Source organism: Salinicoccus sp. ID82-1 (genome assembly GCF_021991715.1).
Classification (GTDB): Bacteria; Bacillota; Bacilli; order Staphylococcales; family Salinicoccaceae; genus Salinicoccus; species Salinicoccus cyprini.
In genome coordinates this window covers 296,813-320,583 of record NZ_JAGFLY010000002.1, presented here as the reverse complement: position 1 = coordinate 320,583, position 23,771 = coordinate 296,813, and the positions used below count along the sequence as shown (strand labels likewise).

The window sequence follows — 23,771 nt, the reverse complement described above, 5'->3', positions numbered from 1 at the left end:
ATCACTCCTTCTCCATGAACAGGGAGGCCGGCAGATCGATACCTTCCCGCTCCATGATTTCGTAGAACTGCGGCCTTATGCCTGTCGGGACAAGCTTGCCGATGATCTTGCCATTTTCGTCCACGCCGTTCTGCTTGAAGACGAAGATGTCCTGGAGGACGATGATGTCCCCTTCCATGCCCTGCACTTCCGTTATGTTGGTGATTCTTCTTGTACCGTCGCTGAGACGGGTCTGCTGGATGATGACATGCAATGCGCCTGCCACCTGTTCGCGAATGGCTTTGATCGGCAGGTCCATGCCCGCCATCAGAACCATCGTTTCAAGTCGCGAGACCATGTCACGCGGACTGTTCGAGTGGCCGGTCGCAAGGGAACCGTCGTGGCCGGTGTTCATCGCCTGGAGCATATCGAGTGCCTCACCGCTTCGCACCTCACCGATGACGATGCGGTCCGGGCGCATACGCAAGGAATTCTTCACGAGGTCCCGGATGGTCACGGCGCCTTTGCCTTCAATGTTCGCCGGTCTTGTTTCGAGTGACACCACGTGCTCCTGTCCCAGTTGCAGTTCCGCTGCATCTTCAATGGTTACGATGCGATCCTTGTTGGAAATGAAGGAGGACAGCACGTTCAATGTCGTTGTCTTGCCGGAACCTGTACCGCCGCTGACGAAAATGTTCAGCTTCGCTTCGACACAGGCCTTGATGAATGCAGCCATCTCTTCTGTCAGTGTACCGAACCGGATCAGGTCATGGATGGTGAACGGGTCTTTTGAGAATTTCCGGATCGTGATCGTCGGTCCTGCGAGGGCGAGTGGCGGGATGATGGCATTCACACGGGAGCCATCCTTCAGACGCGCATCGACCATCGGGCTGCTTTCGTCCACCCTTCTGCCAAGTGGTGACAGGATCTTTTCGAGTACTGCCATGACATGGTCGTCATCCCTGAAAGTGACGTCCGTCAGGGAGAGCTTCCCATTCCGCTCCGCATAGACCATCTTTGGTCCGTTGACCATCACCTCGGAGACTTCATCATCAAGAAGCAGTGGGTTGATCGGCCCATATCCTGTCAGATCATTCTTCAGTTCGACTTTAAGCTTCTCTATGTTGCCGATATCCTGGATGTGGTCATTTTCCTGGAGAATATCCTGGATGATGCCATCCATATCCACAACGATGCTTTCAATATCTTCGTTCTTGCGTTCTTTAAGAATATATTTCAACGTCAGGTTCTTCAGTTCCATATATTCGCTGTCCGGTGCTTCAACCGGTTTCGGCGCCGGTTTCTCCACCGTCTCCATTTTTGATGAAGACCGTGCCGCTTCGCTCTCCGCCACTACAGGCACTGCCACTGCTTCCTTAGGTGCCGCAGCCGTTTCGCTTTTTTCAACTTTTGTCTGCAACCTCGCCAGTAGACTCATGCTTCAACCACCTGCCTGCTGCCGTGGGTAAAAATCTGTGCCGCCACTTTTTTCAATTTCTTTGAAAACTTATGTTTCGGACTGCCGGATATGACAGGTACACCCCGATCGAGCGAATAGGAGATGTCCTTCAACGCATAGGGCAGGAAGAATACGTTCTCCCGGTCGATTTTCAATAGGTCGTGCACCTTTTTCGTTTCCATCAGTGTCGGGACAGAGTGCTTATTGACGATCAGCTTCGTCTTTTCTTCATGGCCGAGTGCCCCGAGCGTCTCCACCATGAGACGCGTATTCTTCAAGGCAGCCATGCCCGGTGTCGTCACCACAAGAATACGATCTGCCAGATCCATCAGTACCATATTCTGTTCGGTCAGGCCATGATGGGTTTCGACAATGATGACCTCTGCCTGGGATTTCAGATTCTCTATGGCTGCTGCCAGATCTTCCGCATCCACCAGGTCCGCAAACTCCGGACGTGGCGGTGCAGGAAGCAGCCGGATACCGGAAGGATGTCTTGTGCAGAATGCATGGATATTCAAAAAATCATTGCGTTCCACCGCCTCCTTGATACTGATGCCAGGATCGAGATCCAGTGCAAGTGCCATGTCCCCAAACTGCAGGTCACCATCCACCAGAATCGTTCGCCTCCCCTCCGCCTGGAGTGCCATGCCGAGGTTCGTTGCAACAACAGTTTTTCCTGCACCCCCTACGGCACTTGTTACAAGTATGATTTCAGCAGCCATCGCCACCACACCTTTCCATTATCATTCATTTTCCATCTTGATGATGCGGCTGCTGATCCAGCCCTGTGTTCCCGATTTCGTCTCGACATGCATCCAGATCCGGCCATCCGCATCCGCCGCTTCCTCGTTTTTCGTCACCAGTTCATCCCCGGCATCAACCACCGTCAGCACATCTGCATCCAGAGAAGGACCATTTCTGACATGGGCACGTTCAGGCAGGACGATGATGTCGGACGATGCACTTTCCTCAGTTGCATCAGCCGTCTCCTCGACTGGCAGTTCAGACGCTTGCGCTTCCCCCTCAGGCACTGACTCAGCCGCTCCATCAGCCGCTTTCAACCTGCTGCTTACAACAAGCTGCAGGGTACCACGGTTGCTGGCGTCTATAACTTCCACTGCAGCACCTTGCGTCATCTCGAGCGTTACAGCCACATACTCGCTCCCCGCTTCCCCTTCAGTCTTCTCTTCCATTCGCTGGCCCACCGCCAGCACTTTGACATCTTCAAATAGTATTTCTGCCGGCGCTGCCACTTCCTCTCCTTCAGCGACAGGTGTCAAGATCACATCCACCCTATCCTCAGGTTCAACCATGTTGGAGACGGATTTGACGTAGTCGACACTGATCGATACCGCCCGGTGCCCATCCGTTACTTTCTTCGAGATGATATCCGCATCCCCTTTCTGCTCGATATGGTGGCCAAGTAGCACCTCCCCCGCAACAAGCGGATTGGCAGTAAACTCTCCAACTGCTTCAGTCTTATCCTTGATTGCCGCCGGATGCACTTCCGACTCGCGCATTTCAACCATCTGCAGATTCTCATCAGTGAGCTGCACATTCTCCCCGACATCCGCTGCTGCAGAAACCACCTGCACCATCACCGGCTGTTCCACTTCCGCTTCGGTATTCTGCTGCATGAATATATAGAACACACCCGTTGTCAGCAACCCTGAGAAGATTGCCAGCAACAGTATTTTTTTCGGTTTCATCCATTCCACCTACCGTGTTAGTTTAATCGTATATGCACCGCGGTCGAGAGAAGCCTCGCCAGTGGATTCTCCTGATCCAGCTCTTTTGATGAAGACCCCTTTAATCGAGTCATCTTTACTGTTCATCGGGTCAGACAGATAGAAATATGCAAATCCGGTAATTTCTACACTCTCAAGTTTACTGCCAACAATATGCGGCTTGTATACAGGAATCAGCATGATTCTTGCACAGTCCCTCTCCTCGGGATTTCCATCAGGGCAGTCATCAATGCGGTAGTTGACCCCTTCCCGTGTCGCTCCAGCAATGTTCCCGGTCTGTGTATTCACAATATCACCGACTTCCAATGGTTGGTCGAATCCATATTTCAGAGATTCTCTATAGGATCTTGCGCCAGGGCCATCCAATGCCAGTATGCCAAAATTTCCATTTTCCGAATCTCCGGCATCAACTTTCAATGTATAGGTCTGTCCATATACAAGATCCATTGATTCGTCCATACCAAGTGGTACCGTACCAATCCCTGAAGTCATTGAAAGCAATGAAGCTTTCGCGTCGGCACTGAGCGTGACGCTATCGATGCCGAATAATGATGAGAAGAATAAAGGCACTTCTCTGCCAACACCAACATGAAGCAGTTTCTCCGACTCCACATTGGAAAAAAGAAGGCTGCCCGATTCATTATGGTGACCGAGAATCTCACCAACCACCTGATCCACACTTTCCTTTGAATTCGGCAGTTCCTGTGCGCCCGATACAGCAGCCGCATTGGCAGTCTTCTGCAGATGGCTTTTGGTCATGTAGAGTTGTCCGCCATCAATAACCAGTCCAAGGATTCCGATTGACAGAAACATGGTCAAAGCCATGAGCAGATACATGTTTCCATTTTCGTCACGAAACAGTTTGCGCATCATATCACTCCACTCTCGTCGTCGAGCTCGTGTTTACTGTAAATGGAATGGAGTAGTCGCCAAACATGTTGAATATGCTCTCAGGGTAGGTCATTTCCACCGTAACGTAAGTGCCCGAGTCCTTTTCACCGCTGGGGGAAACGGTGACATCCAGCTTTGATGAATCACCTGAGACGAAATTATCAAGTGCATATGACTTCACCATCTCATCAGACTCCCCAAGACCCGCCATGCGTGCTGCATCCTGGGTGACGAGTTCAAGCTGAAGCTGCGAATGGATGACACGTCCGAAATCAACAATACCTATCAGTAACGCAAAAACCAGAGGAACGAGGATTGCGAACTCTACAAGAGACTGACCATCTTCTTTTTTGATCATAATAATGTCACATCCATCAGCAGCGCCACGACAGCACCACCTGCAATTGCTACTCCGTAAGGCATACCAATGCCAAGAGATTTCTTAAATCCACCGCGCATAATGATAACCATTATTGCGAGCAGACCACCAATCAATGCCATATAGACAAAGGATTCGAGGACAAACGCATAGCCCTTCAGTGCACCGATCAATGCCATAAGCTTCACATCACCGGCACCCATTCCTCCAAGAATGTACGGAATGAGCAGCAAAACAAGACCGACTAAAAACCCAATAATCGACTCTCCAAATCCACTGAATCCCCCCATTGCTGTATTCAGAACAAATGCAGCAATGAGTGACGGGAAAATCACCTTGTTATATATTTTTCGTTTGCGGACATCCGTTGCAACACAGACGGCGAGTATCATTATCAAAATGACGTTGATCAGCATACATCCTCTTCCTTCCGTTTAATCTATCTATAAAAAAACAGACCCATTGATAAATATGGGTCTGCAGGTGCATCAAGTTGTTCTAGTTTATGATCCTGCTGGCGGATTAACTGCATTTGATATCGCATTACCGAGACTAGTCATAATACCTTCAAATTGACCTGTAAGGAATCCGAAAGCTGCAACAACTGCGACAACAAGAAGACCAAGAATCAGACCGTATTCCGTCATGCCCTGTCCTTCTTCTTCCATTACCAGACCTTTAAAAAATTCCATCATGTGTATTTCCCTCCATTTATATAATGAGTAGCGTCAAGCTATAGTGCATGGGTTCATTCAGCAAATGCCAGAGTATCGCCAGTGGAGACGCCGTAGAGTTTGCCTGCCGGCAGCTCTATGACTGAACGGGCTTCTTTGTATCTCCAGCCGATCTTTCCTGGAATGAGGTTTGTTTCGATACCGACCACTTTGTTTTCTTCATCGAGGTAGATGACATCGATGCTGAACTTCATGAAGAAAGTGTGGATGGATCTGCACGGATAGAGATGCAGTGCGCTGTCACTCGGCATCGAGCACTTGAACATCAGTCCTTTGAATCTGGACCAGAAGCTGTATGCCTGTCTGAGATCATTTACCAAGACTGTATCCGTTGTGCTGTTGACCAGTTTCATTCCGGTGTGTTCCTCCCTGTGCGCCTTTGGCTTTGCTGTTGATTACAATATGAATTATGCACTGGAACCGAAACTTCAACCATCCCCCATCGTTCCCATTGTGCGCAATATCTTCCAATGGGAACGTGGTCTTATATGTATAGGAGCAGTGTCCTACTCTGCTCCTATAGAATACAAAAAAACGGAGAATGATTTCTCATCCTCCGTCAGTTTCGCTGATTCATTCCATTATGGGTTCATTTCAAATTCTGAAGTGGCTTCGGGCTCGTGATATCTATATCTTTTCTGCCCCGACGCATGAAGCTGTTCAATAATCCCTTGTTTTTCCAGCATCTCCATAATGGATTCGAGATCCTCGGCTGGTTGATCCAGCTTATTCGAGAGCTCTTCGAGTGAATGGGACGACATCGGGTCGGATTGAAATAGCATGATGCACTCCATCTGCAGCGGCAGACATGTCCTATTGTTCATCCCTTCCCCCTCCTCACCTGATTCGGCAATACAGATCCTGTCGATTGCCGTCTTCTTTTAAGCATAAGCAACTTCTACTGCCTCTCCATCATAGCGCTATTAGGAAAATAAATAAATCCGCTTCCATTCCTTAATTGCAAAACGCCGGTCACGGACATAGGAAACGAGGACTAGAACTTGATGGCCTCATCTCCTATACCCTTCCCGGCGCTATTTATGGAGGTGGCTGTAAACTTTTGAAATGGCACTCACCCTGTCTGATACATTCAGCTTGTGGAAGATCTTAGTCACGTGGTTTTTGACGGTATGACTGCTGATATAGAGGGTTTCTGCGATTTCCTGATTATTCTTTCCTTTTGACAGCAGTGTCAGTACTTCCCGCTCTCTCGGCGACAGGTCATCCAAACTACTTACAGCATCAGCGATGGCTGCCCTGTCATCTGTTTCTCGATCACCTGGAAGGTCGAAGACCACTTCACTGATCTGGGTGTTTTTTGTCAGTGAGAGGAAGGTTTCGCGCACCTGGCTGTCAATGCAACGGAGATTCTCGGCCGTCTCCATATCCTCTGCGGTGCATAGGGCATATATATAGCCTGCCGTACTGTGCGGATGCGTCTCGGATACTGACTCATGTGCTGCAATTGCGCTTCCGGCCTCCATGATTGCCCCCATATCCCTCTCAGGAAACATTTTTCTGATGAATGCAGGTGAATAGTAGGACAGCTGGCAGGCGCGCACGATGTAACGGGCGGTCTTTTCAGGCAGTTCCAGTCTGGTGGTGATGACTGCTGCGAGTTCTGCACTTTCTTTTGATTGTTCGTACGCTGCAGGGTCCATTTCCGCCACGGCAAGATGAAGGGCTTCCGTTTTCTCTGCAGCGACACATATATCCTTATGTCCCGCAAGCTGGAGCGAGACCCCACCGATGATGGATAGTGTCTGCAGGAAGGCGATATGCTCAACCATGTCGATTTCCTTTGTATCATTGATGCCGACTGACAGTATGCCCATCAGATCACTGCCATAGGATAACGGACATTCGATGACCCGCTCTCCATCCGGAAGGACCTGGATATGGGGCTCACTGCTTGTGCTCTCAGGAAAGCGGGTGAGCCGGCCTGTCCGGTCCATCACCGACCTGACGTACTGGTTGACATCTCCACTGTAGGTGCCTCTCGTGAAGAGCTTGCCCTTCCCATCTTTCTCATCCTTTATGAGTATGAGTGAGAATGGCCCTTCAACCAGATTGATGCTGATATCAAGGAGAATGAGAACCATCCGCCTCGGATCCGGCGTCGATGCCATCAGGCCGCTCAGCTCGACCAGTGAAGTGAGACGCGAGAGCTGCTGTGTATTTTCATGACGCAGTCCTTCAACCATCATACTGGATTCGACCAGTATGGAAGCCATCTGCATGATGGTTCTGGTGGAAGGACCGGCTTTCTTTTTTGACAGACTGCCCCCGAAGATGACCGATATGGAGCCATCCGCCATTTTTATTACATCTATGAACAGGAACTTCGGACGCGTGTGCATCGGAGAGAAGAACTTTGCACGTCTGTCGTGTCCGATATCTTCCCAGTACGAACGCTCCTCCATCAGGGCTGCCCTGCCGAGAAACCCTTCTCCGACAAGAAACTTCCTGCCCTTCAGCACTTCCGCTTCCTCGCCCATGATCTTTGTGACCGTATATGTATCTTCGCCTGTCTGTTCCGCTATCCCCATGAAGTCGATTTCTCCATCTTTCCCGGTCACCTGGGAGAACATTTCCGCACTGGCGTCCTTATGCTCCTGCATATACTTCCTGAATTTCTCCATGCAGAATCCGGCGAGCGGCGTGTGGGCTTCATTTCTCATGCAAAGGGAGGCAAGCTCTGCCATGCGGTCGATGAGGTCTATCCACTCCTTACGGTCTGCTTCATGCAGTACAGGGATCGTCTCCGCTGTTTTCAAATATCCCTGCACTTCAGCATCCTGCTCCACAAGCACACCTGCCCATAGATAGTATGTTGCGCCCTGTTCATCAGTGACCGGGGATACCATGACATGGATGCCCGAGCCCACTTCGTAGATCAGGGATCTGCTGATTCTTTCGTTGTTTTTCAGTATGCCTTCAATTTCCTCCAAAAGTCCTTCTTGCTCCAGCATGACCATGCACAGTCTGTTGTTTCCCTCGACCGAGGTGACCATTTCCCCTTTTTCATCAGTGAGAAAGAACGTCAATCCATACTGTGATGCGAAAGTCTGCTGAAACTTCTCTATCAACTCAATCGCTGTAGCCATCATCCAACATCTCCTCTGCAGATTTCTTCGGTTGTATCAGTATACCGGGAAGTCTCTTTAAAATTTTACCCGAAGATACTAGAAATATGTAGAGTGCATGTAAATAAATTCAATTTCAGTCAATTGCCCGGTCCAGTCTTTCTGCGATGTCCCCTGCAGGTCCGAGACTTTCGAAGGCGAACTTCTCATCATTGATGAAGACCGTCGGAACCGCTGTAATGGAGCGTTCCAATGCTTCTTTTGTAATATCAAGGCTCAGATTCATTGTGCTGCGCTGCTCGCTGCATCCATACTCCTGCTGCATCATCTTTTCGATCTCACCACTGTCCAATAGACGCCATTCCCGCTGGGTTCTAAAAAGGGAATGCAGAAGTTCATACGCACGCTCCGGCTGATTGTAGTCGATATGCAGGTTGGCGATTGCTCCGTGCAGCAGTCTCACTTTAGGCTTGTCATAGTGTTTGATGGCGTATCCTACTTCCCCCGCTTCGACTCGTGGCATCAGTACCTCGTGTGCTGCCAGAAAGAAATTGACACAATAGGGGCAGGCGGTATTCAGAAATACTTCTACCTGTTTTCCGGCGTCACTGCGACCCAGAATAAGAGGTGGTGCATGTTCCATATGGTAACGCTCCCTTCCATCGTTCTGATTTGCCATTCAAGTATAGAGGAATTTCCAGAAATTTAAAAGATTGAATAATTACACAATTTCAAAATGATGAGTCAAAATTATTTCTCGTTGACATGGCAGTAAAAAGGCGGTAAAGTTTGTTTAAAATTAAATCGAATGATTCTTATCCAGAGAGGTGGAGGGACTGGCCCTTCGAAGCCTCGGCAGCAGCTCTTTGAGCCCCGTGCCAATTCCAGAAGCCTAGTGCTTGAAAGATAAGAAGAGATGGATCGCTGCCCTCTTCTTTATGGAGTGGGCTTTTTTGTTTCTCTGGACCAATCATCCACTGGAGGTATACATTATGAAAAATAACAACCGAGGGAATCCTCTCGCGCTACTCCCCCTTCTCGTCTTCGTGGCACTGTTCATCGGAACCGGCATCGCTGTACAGGACTTCAAGGCAATGCCGATTACCGTTGCGCTCTTTATTGCCATCATTGTCGCTGTACTGCTGAAGCCGAACGATCGGCTGAGTGAAAAGATTGCCATATTCACCAGAGGAGCAGGCCGTGAGAATATCATGCTGATGGTACTCATCTTCCTGCTTGCCGGTGCATTCTCGCAAGTCGCTGAAAACATGGGTGCCGTGGAGTCGACAGTCAATCTCGGTCTGTCACTGCTGCCGAGCAATCTACTGCTGGTCGGCCTGTTCATCATCTGCTGTTTCATTTCCATCTCCATGGGAACATCCACAGGTACAGTCGTCGCTCTGGCACCAATCGCCATCGGTATCGCCGGACAGACGGATCTGCCGCTTGCACTGGCACTGGCGACCGTCATCGGTGGTGCCATGTTCGGGGACAATCTGTCCGTCATCTCCGATACGACCATCGTCTCCACACAGTCCCAGGAGGTCCGGATGGTCGACAAGTTCAAGACGAATTTCTTCATCGTACTGCCTGGAGCCATAGCGACCATCATCATCCTATGGTTCATTACAGCCGGCCAGACGACGACACCTGCAACAGATCTTGATTATAGCCTCATCAAAGTGCTGCCCTATCTGGCTGTGCTGGTCATCGCACTGCTCGGTGTCAACGTGCTGATCGTACTGATCGGCGGTACCGTATTCGCCGGACTGATTGGTCTGATTGATGGCTCCTACACGTTCACTTCATTCATCGCAGCCGCTGGAGAAGGCATCGACAATATGCAGAATATTGCCATCATCGCCATTCTGATCGGCGGACTCATTGCGCTGATCCAGCACTATGGCGGTATCGACTATCTGCTGCATTTCATCACCAGCAGAATCCGTTCCAAAAAGGGTGCCGAATTCGGCATCGCCGCGCTTGTCAGCGCGACGGATCTGAGTACAGCCAACAACACGATATCCATCATCATCACCGGCCCGCTTGCCAAGGATATCGCCGACGAATACGGTGTCGACCGCAGAAAGTCAGCCAGTCTGCTCGATATTTTCGCTGCCGCCTTCCAGGGCCTCATCCCCTACGGTGGACAGATGCTCGCCGCAGCTGGGCTCGCCACAATTTCACCCGTTGCCATGATTCCGTACTCCATCTACCCGGCTACACTGCTCATCTGCGGTATTATCGCCATACTGATCGGCTTTCCGAGGAAGAAGACGGCGTGATTTTCATGCAAGATGGCAGACCACCTGTCATATGGAAAAATAAGAAGAGCCTGGTCTCAAGATGACATTTCATCTCGAGATCAGGCTTTTTGCTTGTGCTATCCCTTTGTCATCCCGAGTGCGGTATGCACCATCATTTTGACGCCATCGATGAAGCCGTCTTCATCGATGCCGAACTTCGGATGGTGGTGCGGATATTCCATATCCTTCTCCTTATTGCCGGCTCCGATCCATGCATAGGTTGCAGGAATGACGCGGGAGAAGGCGGAGAAGTCCTCGCCGCCCATGGCGAGTGGGAATTCGAATACTTTGTCCCCGAACTCCGACACAGCAATCTCCTTCACTCTTTCAGTCATCGCTTCGTCGTTCACAACAGCGGAATAGCCGACATTGAATGAAAATTCATATGTGGCACCATACATGGCACATACGCTCTCGACCGCTTTTTCCATTCGTTCACTGACAACAGCACGTGTCTCATCGCTCAACGTCCGCACGCTGCCTTCAAGCATCGCAGTATCCGGAATGATGTTCTTCGCACTGCCGGAATGGAACTTGGTCGTTGAGATGACGACCGAATCGAGTGGTGATGTGATCCGGGAGACGATGGTCTGGAACTGGTTCAGAATCTGGCCTCCGATGATGATCGGGTCGATGGCATTTTCAGGCTGGGAGGCATGTCCACCGCTGCCTTGGATCTTCAGGTCGAAACTGTCCGAATTGGATGTGATTGGTCCACTCTTGATGCCGATCCGACCGGTCGGAATCGGTGTGAACAGATGCTGGCCGTAGATGAAGTCGAGGTCATCGAACAACCCGGTCGCCACCATTTCAGCAGCACCGCCCGGCGGCACTTCCTCTGCATGCTGGAAAATCAAGTACACTTCCCCGTGCAGTACATCGAGGTTCTGCACGAGCACTTTTGCGGCACCGAGCAGAATCGCCGCGTGCCCATCATGACCGCATGCATGCATCGCGCCTTCATTTTCAGAAGCGAAATCGATATCGTCCCGCTCCTCCTGGATCTGAAGCGCATCGATGTCTGCGCGCAGTCCGACCTTCCTGCCTGGATTCTTCCCTTTGATGATGCCGAGCACACTCGTTTCCGTCGGCCTTGAAACTTCAATACTGCCGATCTTCTCGAGCTCCGCTTCTATATAGCTGCTCGTCCAGTGCTCCTGGAATGAAATCTCCGGGTGACGGTGCATTGTGCGGCGCCATGAAATGACGTCTTCCATTACATTTTCAATATGCTGATCTATACTCATTGTTTCACTCCTCATTCAGTTTGTTTTCTACGATTCAGGCAGATGAATCGGTCCATCGATGCCTACCGGTATGCCGAGCAGATACCACACAATCAGCAGGGCTGACCAGGCGAAGAACAGCACAATCGCGTATGGCAGCAGGGCGGATATGAGTGTACCGAGTCCGGCATTCTTATCATATTTCTGCGCGAAGGCGAGCAGTAGCGGCAAGTATGGCAGCATCGGAGTAATCGGATTCGAGAAGGAATCACCGATGCGGTAGAGCAGTTGTGTGAACGCCGGGTCATAGCCGAGCAGCATGAACATCGGTACGAATACCGGCGCCAGAATGGCCCATTTTGCAGAGGCACTGCCGATCAGCATGTTGATCAGTCCGGCAAGCAGAATGAAACCGATGAACAGCGGAATGCCGGATGCGTCCACTGCTTCGAGCAGATTGGCTCCTTTGATGGCAATAATCGGACCGAGGTTGCTCCAGCTGAAGTAGGCGAGCATCTGTGCGGCGAAAAATACAAGGACGATGTAGCTGCCCATCGTCGCCATGGAATCACTGAGCATCCGGCCGAAGTCCTTCGTCGAACGCAGCGTGCCCGACACGAGACCATAGACGAGACCGGGAATGAAGAACAGGATCGTCAGAATGAACACGATCGAATCCATGAATGGCGACTCCTGCACAATCGATCCTGTTTCAGGATTGCGCAGAATGCCATTTTCAGGAACCAGGAAGATCATGAAGAAGATTGCGGCCAGAATGACTGATATATTCGCCCATCTGAGCGCCTTCACCTCTTTACGTTCAAGGGGTTCGTTGCTGACCGTCTCCTGCCCCTGATATGTACCAAGACGCGGAACAGTAATCTTCTTCGTCACGTAGTAGATGATGAACAGCAGAAACACCGTCGCCACAGCTGTGAAATAGTAGTTCATCAGCAGATTGCCGGTATAGTCCGGATTGATGATCTGGGCGGCAGGCACGGTGAACGCCATGGCCAGTGCCTCGGACATGCCCGGAATGACATTGGCGGAAAATGCACCGAGTGCCGCTGCATATGCCATGACCAGACCGACGAACGGGTGATAGCCGAGACGCATGACGACCATTGCAGCAATCGGCGGCAGGATGATCGGACCGGCGTCCCCCGCTACGTTGCCGATGATGCCGACCAGGATAATGGCCGGTAGCATCAGCTTTTTCGGCGACACTTCGATCGCCCGTCTCATCGCAGCTTCAAAGTAACCCGACTTCTCCGCAAGGCCGATGCCGATCATGACGACCAGGACCATGCCAAGCGGCGGAAATGCACTGAAATTGCTGATGGCTTCGGTCAGAATGCGGACCATTCCGGCACCCGACAGCAGGTTGACCGCTGTAATCGTCTCGCTATCTGCTGGATTGACTGCTTCAAGCCCTGCTATTCCTGCAAAAAATGAAGCAACCAGTATTGCGACCATCAGTATGATGAACAGGACGATCGGATCCGGCAGCCTATTGCCAAGACGTTCAATCACATTCAGAAAACGGTTGAACAGTCCCGGCCTTTCTTTCTTTTCCATAAGATGTCCTCCTTTTAGAAATTTTCAAACAATAAAACATATTATTTCAAATTTCGTAATAAAGTGCAAGATGATATGGCAGTAGATTTTCCACGCGGTCCATCTATGGAAAATAAAAAAGATGCCCCGTAGGACATCCTAGTCTTTCATATACCCCTGCCATATGAATAGCGCAATCAGTGAGAGCACTCCGATGAAACCGTATAGCCATATCGACAGCATTTCATTGACGAACATCATGACCCTCCCCCTTCTGCGGGCTGTGCTTCAGTGGATGGGCGCAGTACCCATGAAGCGACATTGATTGTAGCGATGCCGATGAATGTCGCAGTTGCTCCTGCTGACATCGTGCTTGGAATGATGCCGCTGAAATAAAGGAAGAGGTAGGAACCGAGCCCGATGAACATCGACAGTTCGGCAGCACGTGCGGGTGCCTTCCTTTTTGCATAGACAGCCTGCAGTATCGGCCCCATGGTGCCGGCGGCAATGCCCGAGATGCCGATCCACATGACGTCCCCCATGTATTCCGGTGGGCGGATGACAATCAGCAGTGCCAGCAGTCCGATGATTGGAACAGTCAGCCGGCTGATACGGAAAGCTGTGCGTTGCGCCTGCTCATCGCTTGTTCTGATGATGCCTCTTCTGACCAGAAACTTCAGATAGATATCATTGGCGAATACTGTTGAGATGGAGACGAATATGCCATCGGTTGTGGACATCGCAGCTGCCAGGATGACCACGCCGAACAGCGCCACAAAAATGGCGGGAAATGCCCAGATGATGTAGTCGACAAGTGCCAGATCGGTCGCTGCCACCGCACCGCCGAGAGCCGCCCGGCTGTACAGTCCGCCGAAGAGCACAAGTACACAGAGTGATGCGACGATGACATATGTCGCAATCATCTTGCCAAGATCCTTTTCATTTTTCAGTCCCAGTACTTTATTGAACAGATGCGGTGCAGAGGCGAAAGCCCATTGTATGGAAATTGCACCGAATACAGCACCGAAGGAGTAGAAGTGCAGAGATTCCGGGTTGAACACCGCTACCAGATTCTCATTCTGGGCAGCAAGGTCTGCGGAAATGCCGGCAAATGTGCCGGAAAGGCTGCCCTGCCAGAAAATTACGAGACCTGAGATGAAGATGATCAGGGCAGTCACTGCCATCAAGACCGCCTGGATGGCATCTGTGTATATATCCGCCAAGGCACCGCCTGCAAATACATATGCAACGACGATGGCCGCAATAAGCAGAAGTCCAGTCGTATAGGACATGCCGAGCAGGTATTCGAAGATTCTCGCCCCGGCGACGAACTGGGCGGCAATATAGAATATGTTGAACAGCAGGATCAGTGCAGTGCCCACTCTTAGGATGTCACTGTTATAGAAATCTCCCAGCCAGTCCGGCAGGGACAGGGATTTCTGCTTCGTGTTGAGCCTTCTGATCCGCTTGGCCACCATCAGCACGCCGATCGGTCCACCGCCGATCATGGCCAGAAACAGCCAGAGGTTGGACAGTCCCCACTCATAGGACCATCCCGGGTAGCCGAGAAATGTTGCAGCACTCAAGTATGTCGCTGCAAATGAAAAGCCGAGCACATACGGGCCGAGACCGTTCCCGATCGCAAAATCGCTCATCGTCTTCATCTTCTTTGAACTCAGATAGCCGACTGCCGCCATCAGCAGCAGAAATACTGCGAAACCAATCCATGTATATAAAGTGATCAGTTCCATGAACATCCCCTCCTATTTGATATGACTGGCCAGTTTCTGTCTTCTCGCTGGATGGTTCTCCGCAATATGTGCCCTGCCCTTGCCGAACATGTTCTCACGCAGCGTCTCTCCTTCATATTCGGTGCGGTAGATGCCGCGCGCCTGAAGTTCAGGGACGACAAGGTCCACGAACGCCTCGAAAGTCCCCGGTGAATCCCCCTGGGCCACGTTGAACCCATCGGCGTCCCCTTCGGTCGCCCATTCTTCAATCCGGTCCGCAATCTGTTTTGGTGTCCCTATGAACTTCACTGTGCCGTTGCCGAGACCATGATTTTTGATCGCCTCCCGCAATGTCCATCTGCGGTCCGGGTCTTTTGCATACATATCAAGATTCCCCTGTACTGCATTTGTCTCAATATCTTCAATGTACTGGTCCGGATCATATCGGGAGAAGTCGATGCCGGTGTGACCGGACAGCAGTGCCGCCGTCCCTTCATAGCTGACGCTGTCTTTCAGCGCTTCATATTTCTCATATGCTTCCGCTTCCGTACGGCCGACAATCGGCAGGATCATCGGAAATACTTTGATATCATCCGCCTGCCGCCCCTGTGCTACAGTACGTTCTCTTATATCCTTCACATAGGCCGAGAGGGCGGCGAGCGAATGGTTTTTCGTGAAGACCGCTTCTGCATGCTTTGCTGCAAAGTCACGCCCTTTCGGCGATGCACCAGCCTGGAAAAGTACCGGTGTCCGCTGCGGTGAAGGTTCAACAAGGTGCGGTCCCGGTACGTCGAAGAATTCGCCATGATGATCGATCAGATGCACTTTCTGCGGATCAGCGAATGTATCACTGACCCGGTCATATATGACCGCATCATTTTCCCAGCTGTCCTCCCACAGCTTATAGACGACTTCGAGGAATTCATCGGCACGGTTGTAGCGCATCTCCTTCGGCAGCCGTGTCTTGAGGCCGAGGTTCACCGCTTCGCTCTCGAGGTAGGATGTCACGACATTCCAGGCGACCCTGCCCTCTGTCAGATGATCGAGTGTCGAAAGCTGCCGTGCCAGGGCGTAGGGCTGGGCATATGTCGTCGATATCGTCGGTGCAAACCCAAGGTGCTTCGTGACTGCCGCCATGGCCGGAATCACGAGTGTCGGATCGTGGGCAGGCAGCTGGACGGCATGCTTCACCGCCGCATCATGGCTGTCTCCATAGACGCTGTATGTACCCAGTACATCTGCAATGAACATTGCGTCAAACTTTCCCCGTTCAAGTGTCTTTGCCGCATCCGTCCAGTAGTCCAGGCGGTTGTGGTGGGTGCCCTGATCCTTTTCATGCTTCCATAGTCCTGTAGAGTGCGGTGATGGCGAGTTCTGGATGAATCCATTCAGATGAATCTGCTTCTTTGTCATAGTCATGCCTCCATTTTCAAAATAAAAGCCCCCACTTCTTTAAGATAAGAAGAGGGGGCTTCTGTATATATGAATACATGCATCCCTTCTTATCTTCTAGCAAGTCGCTACTGGAATTGGCACAGTACACAATTGGTCTGTTGCCGAGGCTTCAAAGGGCCAGTCCCTCCACCTCTCTGGATAAGAATATTCAGAAAATATTAAGTTGTGATGACTAGAATATACCATCACAGCAATGGTGTCAATAGTAAATTATAGTATTTAAATAGGAATTATAATGCGCCGTATCGTTTGATTTTGAATATTTCAGAATCTATAATCATAAGTGTACAGATTAGAAGAATTATAAATTATAGCCTATCCGATTGATATGTTTTCAGTACCATACGATTTTGGTTGAATGACTATTTCATAGGAGGTTTTGATTTTGGCAGATAAGAACTATCAGAAGGAAAATGAAATCCCACGCGAGAAGGAAGCGAAACGCGATACACTGACGACCCGCCAGGGCCGCCCTGTTACAGATAACCAGAATTTGCGCACCATCGGTGACCGGGGACCGGCGACGATGGAGAACTATCATTTCCTTGAGAAGATGTCCCACTTCGACCGTGAGGAAGTGCCGGAGCGTGTCGTTCACGCACGTGGTACCGGCGCATTCGGCTACTTCGAGACGTACGGCAAGGTCGGCGATGAGCCGGTCGAGAAATATACCCGTGCAAAAGTATTCTCGGGCGAAGGGAAGAAGACACCGCTCATGGTACGCTTCTCCACCGTTGCAGGTGCCAAGGACTCACCGGAAACGGAACGGGATCCGAGAGGATTTGCTGTAAAAATGTATACTGAGGACGGCAACTGGGACCTCGTCGGCAACAATCTGAAAATCTTCTTCATCCGTGATGCCATGAAATTCCCGGATATGATCCACGCCTTCAAGGCCGATCCGGTATCGAACGTCCCTGATCCGACACGCATGTTCGATTTCGTCTCCCGCTCACCGGAAGCGACGCACATGATCACCTTCCTGTTTTCCCCGTGGGGCATTCCTGCGACGTACCGTCATATGCAGGGGTCCGGGGTCAACACGTATAAATGGGTGAATGATGAAGGTGAAGCTGTACTCGTCAAGTACCACTGGGAACCGAAGCAGGGCATCCGCAACCTGACACAGGAGGATGCAAACTATATCCAGTCACGGAACGTCGCCCATGCCACACAGGACCTCTATACAGCAATCGAGCGTGGCGAGTATCCGGAATGGGAACTGTTCGTCCAGATCATGGAGGACGGCTACCATGAGGAACTCGATTTCGATCCGCTTGATGATACGAAACTCTGGCCCGAGGACCAGTTCCCTTGGCTGCCTGTCGGCCGCATGGTACTCGATGAGAATCCGACCGACTTCCACGCACAAATCGAACAGGCGTCATTCGGTACCGGTGTCCTCGTCGATGGCATGGACTTCTCCGATGACAAGATGCTGATTGGCCGGACGTTCTCCTACTCCGATACGCAGCGCTATCGCGTTGGTGCCAACTACCTTCAAGTGCCGGTCAACGCACCGAAGAACAAAGTGCGCACCAACCAGCATCGCGGCCAGCTCGATCACCGCAATCCGGAGGAAGGCAGCAGCGACCCGAGCATCAACTACGAACCATCCATGATCGGCGGACTCGAGGAAGCGGAAGAAAAAGCACCTCAGCATCAGCCGACATACAATGCAGCAGCAATGACCAAGCCGATCGATCGTCCGAACAACTATGGACAGGCCGGCGAAACCTACCGCAACCTGGCCGACTGGGAGCGCGAAGAACTGATCAGCAACCTTTCGAACGTGCTGTCACAGTGTGACGAACGCATCCAGGAAGCAATGGTCTATCACTTCAGCCAGGCCGACGAAGAATACGGCCGCCTTGTCAAAGAAGGCATCGAAAAGAAAACCCAGGAAATGAAAGACATGCAGGAAGAGGAAATGCCAGGCCGTGAAGCCGGAGAGCAGTCCAGATACGGCAAAGGTACCAAGAGCCAGCAGAAGGCCACAGAAGAAGCAGTGGATAAAGGCAACGAATCCGAACCATATTAGAACCAAACTGCATATTATGTATGATGCCGGAACAGAGATCTTAGGCATTCAATGGAAAGACGAGCCCCCTTCATCAGCCTTCGATGGTTGATGAAGGGGGCTTTATTGCGACGATTATCGAAAAGATGTCAGTTCATCGGCACTTTTTTGAACCTCAGTATCGCAAGCATGAAAAACACCAGTGTTGCAGCCCCTGTTATGACCGAAGACCACAGGACATCCCCGCTTTCAATCTCCCCGGCAAGCAGACCAATATTGCTCCCGATCAAGTATTGCGGCAGGTATTCTGCAATATCCGGATGGATGCTTGCCATCAGCATCACGATGACGAGGGCCAATACACTGGACAGCACTGCAATGAAACTAGTGGTGAAGAAGGTTGAGGCCAGCATGATGAGACTGATGACAAACAGGCCATACATCCATGTCATTGCGAATGATAGTACCAGATGGTTCGCTGACTCATCCCAATAGTAGAGGGTGTAGACATATGTCACCAATGCGCTGATGACGTATCCAAGCGTCCAGAGGAACACGAGAAACAGCGATTTTACAACGATGACATTTGTCCGTTTCAGCCCTTTTGTCACCAGGTTCACCAATGTGTTGCGGCTGAACTCATGGGTGAGGATGCTGCCGAAAATAATGACGAATATGGCCAGCCCCATCTGATTCATATTGCTGAAAAACTGTGTGTATGAATCCAGCGCTGTAGATTCCGGAATATCCGCCTTTATACCTGAATCTTCCATGACCATGCTGAGGATATCCGGCATTATGAGTGCTGTAAAGGGGCTGAGCACTCCGATGATGATGAATACGATGAGGAAGGCCATCGATTTGAAGTTGCGCCAGGACTCAATGAGCTCCTTTCGGAACAGTGCAGATATCTGTCTCATGATGTCACCTCCAGAAACACATCTTCAAGCGATTTCTGCTCTTTTATGATTTTTGAAGGATATATTTCATGGTCATGGAGCGTGTCATAGATCTCCTTCAAGGAATGATTCGCTACGACGTATGTCGTCCCTTCCGCATGCTGGATATCCAGCAACGGTTTCAATGTTTCATATGCAGCCCGGTCCAGCTCGATGGCAATACCCTTTTCACCGAGTGCGTCCTGATTCAGATCGAAAGCCTTCACAATCGAGCCACCATAAAGAATCCCCACCCTGTCACAGATCCGTTCGACATCAGACAGTATATGGGTTGAGAATATGACCGTCGTCTCCTTTGTGATCTCTTTCAGGATTTTCAGTATCTCCATCCGTCCTTTCGGATCAAGGGCACTTGTCGGTTCATCACAGATCAGCAGTTTCGGACGATGGATGAGTGCCTGGGCAATACCCAGCCGTTGTTTCATACCTCGCGAATAATTCCTGATCTTCGTCTTTTCACCGTCCAGCCCGACGAGTTTCAGCAGTTCATCGATCCGTTTCCCCTGCGACAATTTCTCCACTCGTGTAATATCGGCGCATAGCTTCAAGTATTCCACTGCATTCATATAGGTATAGAATTCAGGAACATCCGGCAGATAGCCGACATGGCGGTTCGTCAAAGTATCTCCGAAGCGCACCTTCTCATCACACACATATATATCGCCTTCATCCGCCGCAAGCAGACCGAGCACCATTTTCATTGTCGTTGTCTTTCCCGCACCGTTGCTGCCGATAAAACCATATATTTCATTAGCCTTCACTTCGAGGTTCAGATTTTCTATGACCGCTTTCTCACCGAACGCCTTCTTAAGCCCTTCTATCCTTAAAATATCCATATCATCTACGCTCCAATACAAAGTATAGGATCGGCCCGATAATATTAAGGATAATTACAATAACGATCCATATTATTCTGTTGAAGTATCTGAATCTCTGCTGTCTGATGATCATGATGAGTGCAGTCACCATCAGGACCAGCTGCAGCAGAAATAAAGGAATCAAAAATGGCAGATATTCCTGTATATCCATATTCATATCAATTTTCCTCCACAATCTTTTTCAATCTATGAACAATATTCTTGAACGCTATATCATCTTTCAATTCCATGAAAGCGGGGTTATCGACAAGTGCATTCACCAGCTGTTCCTTGGCAATACCGAAATTTACCGGTACGTCCTTACCGATGTCGAAATCTGCCACCCACTCATCGATTTCCGTAAAGAATTCATCCCCATGCAGATAATAGTCGCTGAGCAGATTTTCCACAGATTCCAGAAACGCACTGAGATGATGGAAGCATCGTTCCCGATCATCGACAAGCTGCATGGCTGACACAAGATAGAAGTTCAGCATGGCATTCGGATGAAGTGCTTTGAGATTGAATACTTCGTCCATTGCTTCACCTTTTTTGATCAGCTTTTCAAGATCATCGTATAGTCCACTCTTTATCATCATTGTAAAATCTCCGATGATGAAGACGATATTCTGATAGACCTCAATCTGCAGAACAGCTTTCGCTTTCTGGTTTTCCCCTTGCATCTGATAGGACTGTGCCAGAAGGGTACTCGCCGGCAGCTTTGGAAGGGCAGCATCCTTAAGCAGATCCACCGCTTCTGTCGACTGCTGCTCCATCAGATGAATGACAGCTCTGAAAAATGTGACCTGCTCCTTGAGATGAAGAGAGTCCGAATTCAGAAGCACCCTCGAGATAAGCTGCTTTGCAAGCTTAAATGTCTCTCTCTTATCTTCATCCAAGTAGGCGTGGTTGATCAGCAGTCCCGTCAGTACAGTCAAAAAGCGATAGCAGCTGTAATAGCGATGGGCATGGTTCTGAACCGCTTCAAGAGCTGCATCATAATCATCACTCTCGAACAGGCCGGCAAGCTTATGATATAAAATCCTGATCTGCTGTTTCGAAAGCTGGGGTGAATAACTGACCAGCTCATCGAGCGTAGTGTCGAACAGTACGGCCAATCTTGCGAGATAGTTGATTTCAGGCAGGGAGTGCCCCTTTTCCCACTTCGACACTGCAGCCTTGCTGATGTTCAGAAAAACTGCGATATCAGACTGTGTATATCCGATCCGCTTCCTGTTGCTCAAAATGCTCTGTCCTACATTTATATCATTCATGCATCTGCCTCCTCTATTTTCATCATAAATCGTTTCAGTCGGTATATATATTACTAATATATAGATAAATGCGACATAAGTTAACCACAGGTTGACTTTCAGGAAGCAATATAAATAAGGGAGGTTACAGCTTATACCGGAAGGGGTAGTAGAGAAAGATGTCAGCTGAAGGAGGATGAGGCAGATGGTTTCTGCTTTAATGTGGGGAGCGATTGCTGGATCAGCAAACCTGCTCGGTGCGCTGATTGTATTGATCATGTCATTGCCACAGCGGCTGATCGCCTACATCATGGCGCTCGGGACCGGTGCGCTGATTGGTGCAGTCAGTTTCGAACTTCTAGGAGAAGCGACAGAGTTGGGCGGCTTGGGGGACATTGCGCTCGGATTTCTGGGGGGCGCCGCGATTTTCACAGCATTTGATGTATTCATCAGCCGAAAAGGCGGTAAGCATCGTAAACGTTCCAGTCGAAAGGATGAAGTGTCTTCAAGTGCTGAAGGCGGATCCGGCCTTGCCATTTTTGTTGGAACCATTATGGATGCCATCCCTGAAACAGCGATAATCGGTCTTGGGATTGCGCAGGGTGGCGGAGTAGGCGCTGCTTTGATCGTAGCAATTTTCATCAGCAACCTGCCGGAAGGCATATCCAGTACAACCGGGATGAAAAAAGATGGATATACGACCAGAAGGGTGATATTCATGTGGACATTCGTACTTGTCGCTTCCGCAGCAAGCTCCCTTCTGGGCTATTCGCTGCTTGATCAGACATCCGAATCCATGCAGGCGGTGATCTCATCATTCGCTGCAGGTGCAATCATTGCGATGGTCGCCTCCACCATGATGCCGGAAGCCCATGAAAAAGGCGGACCCATCGTGGGACTAATCACCGCATTCGGCATTTTCATTACATTGGTACTGGGATGACACAGGTCATAATGCTGAAAACATAAAAAAGGGCAGCCCATGCTGACGTGATACCCAAAAGTTGAACTCCATTCAACTTTAGGGGTGCACGTCATGCAGGCTGCCTTTTATTCGTCTATACTATTTCTCTCCACCAAGCCTGACAAGAATCTTGGACTGGCTCTTGTCGTTCAGCAATGCCTCAAAGCCCTTGTCCACAATCTCGTTCAATTCGATGTGGTCTGTAATGACCGGGAATGGATTGATCTGCCCCGTCTCGATCATCTTCACCGTTGCTTCGAAGATGTCCGGCTCATAAGCGAGCGTGGAAGAGATGCGTACGCCGCTTGCGGTCAGATCCATCGGGTTCAGTTCGATCGGCTTCTCGAAAATGGAGACGATTGTCACCATGCCGCGTGGGCGTGTCACCTTGATGGACTGGTTGACTGTGATGCTGACACCGGCAACTTCGAATGTGCGGTCGACGCCCTCCGGATAGAACTGATGGACATATTCGACCGGGTCCTGGTTGCCGGAGTTGATAGCATGAGTCGCGCCGACTTCCTTCGCTTTTTCAAGACGCTCATCACTGAGGTCGAAGGCGAAAATATCCTTTGCACCTGCTGCCCGCGCCGCAATAATGGTGAGCAGACCGATCGGTCCGGCTCCGAATACCGCAACAGAGTCACTGAACTGCATCTCGGATTCCCGGATGGCCTGCAGCGCGACGGCTGTCGGTTCAACGAGTGCACCGAGCTCGAGCGACGTATTGTGATCCAGCTTGACGACATTCTTTCTGTCGACCAGTACGTAATCGGCGAAACCACCGTCACTGCCGAGGCCGACGAACGTAAATCCTTTATACATATCGACGAGTGGGTTTTCATGCGCTTCCTGGGTAATCAGTGGGTTGATCGTCACTTTGTCTCCAACCTCGAGTCCTTCCACACCTTCGCCAATCTCTTCCACGGTACCTGAGAATTCATGTCCCATGGTGAGAGGCGCCTTCTGGTTCGTCAGCGGAGATGCTTCGCCTTGCGGAATGAAGATTGGTCCTGCATTGTACTCATGCAGGTCACTGCCGCAAATACCAGCCCATGCGACCTTGACCTTTACCTTGCCTTCACTTACTTCCGGTGTTTCGATGTCCTCAACTCGAATGTCCTTTGCATCGTGGAAAACTGCAGCACGCATTTGATAACCTCCAATA

Annotated in this window: 23 protein-coding genes and 2 riboswitches; of the genes, 3 read left to right on the top strand and 20 right to left on the bottom strand. The window is 50.4% G+C overall.

Annotation, left to right across the window (positions count from 1 at the left end; genetic code table 11):
- Position 1 precedes the first annotated feature (1 nt).
- The 11 genes from J4760_RS07045 to J4760_RS06995 all read right to left on the bottom strand — a co-directional run bounded on the left by J4760_RS07045 (position 2) and on the right by J4760_RS06995 (position 8,919).
- Positions 2–1,417 (bottom strand): TadA family conjugal transfer-associated ATPase, encoded by a 1,416-nt coding sequence (locus J4760_RS07045; RefSeq protein ID WP_237605246.1) that lies wholly within the window; start codon positions 1,415–1,417, stop codon positions 2–4.
- Positions 1,414–2,160 (bottom strand): CpaE/TadZ family protein, encoded by a 747-nt coding sequence (locus tag J4760_RS07040; RefSeq protein WP_237605245.1) that lies wholly within the window; start codon positions 2,158–2,160, stop codon positions 1,414–1,416. The genes J4760_RS07045 and J4760_RS07040 overlap by 4 nt, the downstream gene beginning before the upstream one ends.
- A gap of 21 nt (positions 2,161–2,181) precedes the next feature.
- A complete protein-coding gene (gene cpaB, locus J4760_RS07035; RefSeq protein ID WP_237605244.1) occupies positions 2,182–3,147 on the bottom strand; it encodes a Flp pilus assembly protein CpaB in 966 nt (321 codons plus the stop codon).
- Between the two features lie 9 nt (positions 3,148–3,156).
- Positions 3,157–4,056: a pilus assembly protein TadG-related protein gene (locus J4760_RS07030; protein ID WP_237605243.1), complete on the bottom strand. Its 900-nt coding sequence runs from the start codon at positions 4,054–4,056 to the stop codon at positions 3,157–3,159.
- 4 nt (positions 4,057–4,060) lie between these two features.
- Complete coding sequence (locus J4760_RS07025) at positions 4,061–4,435, bottom strand: TadE/TadG family type IV pilus assembly protein (RefSeq protein ID WP_145289467.1); 375 nt, start codon at positions 4,433–4,435, stop codon at positions 4,061–4,063.
- Entirely contained in the window at positions 4,432–4,872 is a 441-nt protein-coding gene (locus tag J4760_RS07020; protein WP_237605242.1) for an A24 family peptidase, read from the bottom strand. Before J4760_RS07020 ends, J4760_RS07025 begins: the two co-directional genes overlap by 4 nt.
- A gap of 87 nt (positions 4,873–4,959) precedes the next feature.
- Positions 4,960–5,151, bottom strand: a complete 192-nt coding sequence (locus J4760_RS07015; protein ID WP_237605241.1) for a Flp family type IVb pilin — start codon at positions 5,149–5,151, stop codon at positions 4,960–4,962.
- Between the two features lie 53 nt (positions 5,152–5,204).
- Positions 5,205–5,543, bottom strand: coding sequence for a DUF192 domain-containing protein (locus tag J4760_RS07010; RefSeq protein ID WP_237605240.1), 339 nt, complete (start codon positions 5,541–5,543; stop codon positions 5,205–5,207).
- 228 nt (positions 5,544–5,771) lie between these two features.
- Positions 5,772–6,014 carry a hypothetical protein gene (locus tag J4760_RS07005; protein ID WP_145289478.1) on the bottom strand — a complete coding sequence of 81 codons (243 nt, stop codon included), beginning with the start codon at positions 6,012–6,014 and terminating at the stop codon, positions 5,772–5,774.
- Positions 6,015–6,224: 210 nt separating this feature from the next.
- On the bottom strand, positions 6,225–8,297 hold the full coding sequence (locus J4760_RS07000) for a LuxR C-terminal-related transcriptional regulator (RefSeq protein WP_237605239.1): 2,073 nt from the start codon (positions 8,295–8,297) through the stop codon (positions 6,225–6,227).
- Between the two features lie 115 nt (positions 8,298–8,412).
- A complete protein-coding gene (locus tag J4760_RS06995) occupies positions 8,413–8,919 on the bottom strand; it encodes a thioredoxin domain-containing protein (protein WP_237605238.1) in 507 nt (168 codons plus the stop codon).
- 169 nt (positions 8,920–9,088) lie between these two features.
- A riboswitch (SAM riboswitch) is annotated at positions 9,089–9,189 on the top strand.
- Between the two features lie 79 nt (positions 9,190–9,268).
- On the opposite strand from J4760_RS06995, the gene J4760_RS06990 reads away from it, so the two are divergent.
- Positions 9,269–10,561, top strand: coding sequence for a Na+/H+ antiporter NhaC family protein (locus tag J4760_RS06990; RefSeq protein WP_237605237.1), 1,293 nt, complete (start codon positions 9,269–9,271; stop codon positions 10,559–10,561).
- 98 nt (positions 10,562–10,659) lie between these two features.
- On the opposite strand, the gene J4760_RS06985 is transcribed toward J4760_RS06990, so the two are convergent.
- The 4 genes from J4760_RS06985 to J4760_RS06970 all read right to left on the bottom strand — a co-directional run bounded on the left by J4760_RS06985 (position 10,660) and on the right by J4760_RS06970 (position 16,508).
- Complete coding sequence (locus J4760_RS06985) at positions 10,660–11,829, bottom strand: M20 metallopeptidase family protein (RefSeq protein ID WP_145289486.1); 1,170 nt, start codon at positions 11,827–11,829, stop codon at positions 10,660–10,662.
- A 27-nt stretch (positions 11,830–11,856) separates the two neighbouring features.
- Complete coding sequence (locus J4760_RS06980) at positions 11,857–13,386, bottom strand: AbgT family transporter (RefSeq protein ID WP_237605236.1); 1,530 nt, start codon at positions 13,384–13,386, stop codon at positions 11,857–11,859.
- Positions 13,387–13,622: 236 nt separating this feature from the next.
- Positions 13,623–15,116 carry a sodium:solute symporter family transporter gene (locus J4760_RS06975; RefSeq protein ID WP_237605235.1) on the bottom strand — a complete coding sequence of 498 codons (1,494 nt, stop codon included), beginning with the start codon at positions 15,114–15,116 and terminating at the stop codon, positions 13,623–13,625.
- A 12-nt stretch (positions 15,117–15,128) separates the two neighbouring features.
- On the bottom strand, positions 15,129–16,508 hold the full coding sequence (locus J4760_RS06970) for an LLM class flavin-dependent oxidoreductase (RefSeq protein ID WP_237605234.1): 1,380 nt from the start codon (positions 16,506–16,508) through the stop codon (positions 15,129–15,131).
- Positions 16,509–16,594: 86 nt separating this feature from the next.
- A riboswitch (SAM riboswitch) is annotated at positions 16,595–16,695 on the bottom strand.
- Positions 16,696–16,935: 240 nt separating this feature from the next.
- On the opposite strand from J4760_RS06970, the gene J4760_RS06965 reads away from it, so the two are divergent.
- Positions 16,936–18,591, top strand: a complete 1,656-nt coding sequence (locus J4760_RS06965) for a catalase (RefSeq protein WP_281287302.1) — start codon at positions 16,936–16,938, stop codon at positions 18,589–18,591.
- Positions 18,592–18,719: 128 nt separating this feature from the next.
- Here J4760_RS06965 and J4760_RS06960 read toward each other — a convergent pair whose 3' ends face one another.
- The 4 genes from J4760_RS06960 to J4760_RS06945 are packed head-to-tail and all read right to left on the bottom strand — an operon-like array spanning position 18,720 to position 21,660.
- The gene (locus J4760_RS06960) at positions 18,720–19,490 is read right to left on the bottom strand and encodes an ABC transporter permease (RefSeq protein ID WP_145289497.1); all 771 of its coding nucleotides are present in this window, start codon (positions 19,488–19,490) and stop codon (positions 18,720–18,722) included.
- Positions 19,487–20,365 carry an ABC transporter ATP-binding protein gene (locus J4760_RS06955; protein WP_237605233.1) on the bottom strand — a complete coding sequence of 293 codons (879 nt, stop codon included), beginning with the start codon at positions 20,363–20,365 and terminating at the stop codon, positions 19,487–19,489. The genes J4760_RS06960 and J4760_RS06955 overlap by 4 nt, the downstream gene beginning before the upstream one ends.
- A 1-nt stretch (position 20,366) precedes the next feature.
- Positions 20,367–20,564, bottom strand: coding sequence for a PLDc N-terminal domain-containing protein (locus J4760_RS06950; RefSeq protein ID WP_145289503.1), 198 nt, complete (start codon positions 20,562–20,564; stop codon positions 20,367–20,369).
- Position 20,565: 1 nt separating this feature from the next.
- Positions 20,566–21,660, bottom strand: coding sequence for a helix-turn-helix domain-containing protein (locus J4760_RS06945; protein ID WP_186365543.1), 1,095 nt, complete (start codon positions 21,658–21,660; stop codon positions 20,566–20,568).
- Positions 21,661–21,844: 184 nt separating this feature from the next.
- On the opposite strand from J4760_RS06945, the gene J4760_RS06940 reads away from it, so the two are divergent.
- On the top strand, positions 21,845–22,582 hold the full coding sequence (locus tag J4760_RS06940) for a ZIP family metal transporter (protein ID WP_237605232.1): 738 nt from the start codon (positions 21,845–21,847) through the stop codon (positions 22,580–22,582).
- Positions 22,583–22,702: 120 nt separating this feature from the next.
- On the opposite strand, the gene J4760_RS06935 is transcribed toward J4760_RS06940, so the two are convergent.
- On the bottom strand, positions 22,703–23,755 hold the full coding sequence (locus J4760_RS06935) for a 2,3-butanediol dehydrogenase (RefSeq protein WP_237605231.1): 1,053 nt from the start codon (positions 23,753–23,755) through the stop codon (positions 22,703–22,705).
- Positions 23,756–23,771: the final 16 nt, after the last annotated feature.